Source organism: Proteus sp. fly-1008 (genome assembly GCF_040140305.1).
Lineage (GTDB): Bacteria > Pseudomonadota > Gammaproteobacteria > Enterobacterales > Enterobacteriaceae > Proteus > Proteus vulgaris_B.
The window spans coordinates 1-4,299 of the sequence record NZ_JBEEWH010000026.1 but is presented as its reverse complement, the minus strand read 5'-3'; the positions used below and the strand labels follow the sequence as shown (position 1 = coordinate 4,299).

Annotated in this window: 3 protein-coding genes, 4 tRNA genes and 1 pseudogene; 1 reads left to right on the top strand and 7 read right to left on the bottom strand. The window is 36.7% G+C overall.

What is annotated here, in order from left to right:
• From ABN256_RS18715 to ABN256_RS18695, 5 genes and pseudogenes are all read right to left on the bottom strand, one after another.
• A pseudogene (locus tag ABN256_RS18715) lies at positions 1-78 on the bottom strand (GTP-binding protein); the annotation flags it as partial.
• 121 nt (positions 79-199) lie between these two features.
• Positions 200-275, bottom strand: a tRNA-Thr gene (locus ABN256_RS18710).
• Positions 276-280: 5 nt separating this feature from the next.
• Positions 281-355: transfer RNA gene (locus ABN256_RS18705), tRNA-Gly, on the bottom strand.
• Between the two features lie 82 nt (positions 356-437).
• Positions 438-522, bottom strand: a tRNA-Tyr gene (locus tag ABN256_RS18700).
• 13 nt (positions 523-535) lie between these two features.
• Positions 536-611, bottom strand: a tRNA-Thr gene (locus ABN256_RS18695).
• Positions 612-1,047: 436 nt separating this feature from the next.
• Here ABN256_RS18695 and coaA point away from each other — a divergent pair.
• Positions 1,048-1,995 (top strand): type I pantothenate kinase, encoded by a 948-nt coding sequence (gene coaA, locus ABN256_RS18690; protein ID WP_072071181.1) that lies wholly within the window; start codon positions 1,048-1,050, stop codon positions 1,993-1,995.
• 121 nt (positions 1,996-2,116) lie between these two features.
• Here the strand turns inward: coaA and birA are convergent, their stop codons facing one another.
• Both birA and murB read right to left on the bottom strand, forming a co-directional pair.
• Positions 2,117-3,079 carry a bifunctional biotin--[acetyl-CoA-carboxylase] ligase/biotin operon repressor BirA gene (gene birA, locus ABN256_RS18685; protein ID WP_196554957.1) on the bottom strand — a complete coding sequence of 321 codons (963 nt, stop codon included), beginning with the start codon at positions 3,077-3,079 and terminating at the stop codon, positions 2,117-2,119.
• A complete protein-coding gene (gene murB, locus ABN256_RS18680; protein WP_196554956.1) occupies positions 3,076-4,110 on the bottom strand; it encodes a UDP-N-acetylmuramate dehydrogenase in 1,035 nt (344 codons plus the stop codon). Before murB ends, birA begins: the two co-directional genes overlap by 4 nt.
• Positions 4,111-4,299: the final 189 nt, after the last annotated feature.

The window sequence follows — 4,299 nt, the reverse complement described above, 5'->3', positions numbered from 1 at the left end:
AGTTTTACCGTGGTCAACGTGGCCGATAGTACCAACGTTAACGTGCGGTTTTGAACGTTCAAATTTTTCTTTAGACATTTAAATTGTCCCTCTAAGACACGGAATCGGTGGTTACACCACATCAACCAAGCAGTAAGTAAATTAGCGATTTGCTATTGCTTGTTAAGATTTTAATCAGGGAGGCAAGAACATGAAGGAGTGGTGCTGATAGGCAGATTCGAACTGCCGACCTCACCCTTACCAAGGGTGCGCTCTACCAACTGAGCTATATCAGCACATCTGGAGCGGGCAGCGGGAATCGAACCCGCATCATCAGCTTGGAAGGCTGAGGTAATAGCCATTATACGATGCCCGCAGAACTCGGCTACCTGACTTAAAATCAGCTTTGTATTCTACTCAAGAGTTTACTATTTGAAAACACTTAAGTAAGGAATTAATGGTGGTGGGAGAAGGATTCGAACCTTCGAAGTCTGTGACGGCAGATTTACAGTCTGCTCCCTTTGGCCGCTTGGGTATCCCACCAACTAAATTTTAATGGTGCCGGCACCAAGAGTCGAACTCGGGACCTACTGATTACAAGTCAGTTGCTCTACCAACTGAGCTATGCCGGCTAAGTGGTGCGCATTCTAGGAGGACTTTCATCATGATGCAACAAAAAAATTGCGATATTTGTTCTTTTGCTTAGATTTTGTTCACTTTTGATTGAATTGTTGATTTTTTAGGAAAAAAACGGCCAAAATGACAACAACAATTCAGGATAAATTCGAATTCTAATTTATCTTTTAAGCCCTTAAATTTATTGCACTCAATAAATTTTTAGAAAAAAATTCATTACGCACTCACTAGTCTACGCTAAAAAATAATTTTCATGTCTATTTTTTATACTTTTTTTACAAATTTATTCAGTTCGCGTCAAAAAAAGTAGAAAAATTTTAAAAATATCTACGCCAATGAAGCATGACTCGTTATGATGCTGTTTATTTTTTATCGGATACGGGTGTTTTAAACAGCCTGTCCAACCTGCGAAGACTAGGCAGATGTTGGCTTATGAATAACAAAGAACGCTTTATAACCCCTTATTTAGAATTTGACAGAAAGCACTGGGCAACGTTAAGAGACTCCGTTCCTTTAACGTTAACAGAGAAAGAAATTGCAGACTTAAAAGGAATTAACGAAGAAATTTCCATTGATGATGTTATTGAGATTTATCTTCCTCTTTCAAGATTACTCAATTTTTACATTAGCTCTAACTTACGCCGTCAAGCCGTCTTAGAGCAATTTCTTGGCACAAGAAGCGCTAAAATTCCATATATTATTGGTATCGCGGGCAGTGTTGCTGTTGGTAAAAGTACGACAGCTCGCTTGCTACAAGCACTTTTAACGCGTTGGCCAGAACATCGTAAAGTAGATTTAATTACTACTGATGGTTTTCTTTTACCTAATGCAGAGTTAAAGAAACGTGGGATAATGAAGAAAAAAGGATTTCCTGAATCCTATGATATGCATAGCCTCGTCTCTTTCGTTTCTGATATAAAATCAGGTAAGAAACAAGTGACAGCTCCTGTCTATTCTCATTTAGTGTATGACATCATTCCAGATAAGAAACAGGTTATTGAGCAACCTGACATCTTAATTCTTGAAGGATTGAATGTATTACAGAGCAATCAAGATTATCCTCATGATCCACATAATGTTTTCGTATCAGATTATGTAGATTTTTCTATTTATGTTGATGCTGAAGAAGAATTACTAAAACACTGGTATATCAGTCGCTTTTTAAAATTTAGAGAAGGTGCATTTACTGATCCTGAATCGTATTTTAATAATTACTCTAAATTAAGCAGAGAAGAATCTATAGAAATAGCCTCATCCATTTGGCAAGAAATTAATGGATTAAACTTAAAACAAAACATTTTGCCAACAAGAGAAAGAGCAAGTTTGATCTTAACCAAAGGTCATAATCATACAATTAGTAACGTTAGATTACGTAAATAAAACTGAACAATTATTTGCTAATTTCTTCTAGCTCTAAATAGATTTAATAATATAAATAACAAAAAAGCTTTCCCATTAGAGAAAGCTTTTTCAATTCAGACATTCGACGCAATTTAAAACATTACGATGCACTTCTTAGTGAAATTTCACCACCTATATAAGGTGTAATTTTACCATCTTGCTCTAAAAGTAAAGCTCCTTGATCATTAATACCCTTAGCAATGCCAAAGATTTCTTTTTCACCAATAATGAGTTTTACCCGCCTATGCATAAAGTTATCTAAACTTTTCCAACGTTCTATAAAGATAGATAACCCTTGTTTTTCAAACTGAGTAAATGCTTCTCTTAATGCATTAGTAATTTCACAAGCAAGTTCATTTCTGTCAATCCTAATACCAACTTGCTCTAAATTAATCCATTGTTGGTTAATTACTTCATTTTGATTTTTACTCATCGCAATATTGATACCAATACCCGTTACAATATGAGCAACATCACCCGTCTTCCCTGTTAATTCAACAAGAATACCTGAAAGCTTTTTATCATTTAAATAGAGATCGTTAGGCCATTTTACTTTAACGCCATCTGCACCAAGTTTTTGTAATACTTCGGCCATAATAACGCCAACAACCAAACTCAGTCCTATTGCTGCCGCAGGTCCTTGATCGAGTTTCCAATACATACTCAAATATAAATTTCTACCAAAAGGCGAAATCCATTGGCGTCCTCTTCTACCTCGTCCAGCAGACTGATATTCAGCAATACAGACATCACCCGATTTTAATTCGCTAATACGTTGGATCAAATACTGATTTGTAGAATCTATAACAGGAATAACGCTAGCCGGCTCACCTTTAATATTCTGATTCACAATATCTGCGTTCAGTAAGTTCATTGGCGCATCTAATTGATAACCTTTTCCTGCAACCGTCTGAACGTCGATACCCCAGCTACGCAATGTCTGAATATGTTTATTAATGCCTGCACGAGTCATTCCTAAACTTTCGCCTAATTGCTCTCCTGAATGAATATTTCCATCAGCAAGAATTTTAATTAATAATAAAGGGGTTGGTGTTTCTTTCATGAAATAGCATCCACAGCATTGATTTCACCATATTGGCCAATAAAGCGAACTTCTGGCTCTAATTTTACACCGAAGCGTTCTGAGACTTTCTGGCGAATATATGCAGCTAAGCTCACAATATCCTTACCTGTCGCATTGCCTTCTTTATTAATAAGTACCAGCGCTTGTTTAGTGTGGACTGCCGCACCACCAATTTGATGCCCTTTAAGACCACATTGATCAATCAACCAACCAGCGGCAAGCTTCACACCATCTCGCTGTACATATTGAGGACAAAATGGATATTCTGTTTTTAGTTGTTGTGCAATACGAATATCAACAATCGGATTTTTAAAAAAACTTCCAGCATTACCCGTTATTTCTGGATCTGGTAGCTTGCTCGTTCTCATTAAGCATACAGATTCGAACACATCCTTTGGTGTAACAGTTTCTAATGATAATTTTGATAAATCACCATAAGTAAGAATAGGTTCCCATTTTTTACTTAGTAATAAACCGACAGCAATAATAGCAAAGCCTTGCTGATAGTGATGTTTAAAAATACTATCGCGATAACCAAACTCACACTCTTCATTTGTTAGTCGGCTAATATTACCTGTACTTAATTCAACAATGTCAACGTAGGCACAAACATCTTTCAGCTCTTTACCATAAGCACCAATATTTTGTATTGGCGCAGAACCAACATTGCCTGGGATCAACGCTAAATTTTCTAACCCATAGATGTTTTTTTCTAACAGATATTCAATAAGCGCATGCCAACTCTCGCCAGCGCCAACATGAACAGACCAATATTGTGCATCTTCAGTAATTTCAATGCCTGCAATACAGTTACGGATAACAATACCATTAAAATCTTCAGTAAATAGTACGTTACTACCGCCACCTAGAATAAGGGTTGGTAATCTCTTCTCATGGGCATTTTGCCAATATGTACAAAGCTCATCTTTATTATTTGCAGTTTCTATTTGGTGAGCTTTTGCTCTCAAACCAAATGTATTAAATGCTTGCAATGAAACCGATTCTTTCATGAAAGTCTACCTCATTTAGCTGATAGCTTAGTTTAACAGCCAAGCATCGTCGAGGATAGCAAAGTGATAAGTGATTAGAGGAGAGAAAATATATTTGTATTTTAAATGTCTTAAACGCAAAAAAGCCAACCCATTGGGTTGGCTTTCTCGTCTTATTTAATGCCTGGCAGTTCCCTACTCTCACATGGG

Excerpts from the sequence above, each read along its gene's own strand:
- birA (WP_196554957.1), bottom strand. The coding sequence starts at position 3,079 with ATGAAAGAAACACCAACCCCTTTATTATTAATTAAAATTCTTGCTGAT.
- coaA (WP_072071181.1), top strand. The coding sequence starts at position 1,048 with ATGAATAACAAAGAACGCTTTATAACCCCTTATTTAGAATTTGACAGA.
- murB (WP_196554956.1), bottom strand. The coding sequence starts at position 4,110 with ATGAAAGAATCGGTTTCATTGCAAGCATTTAATACATTTGGTTTGAGA.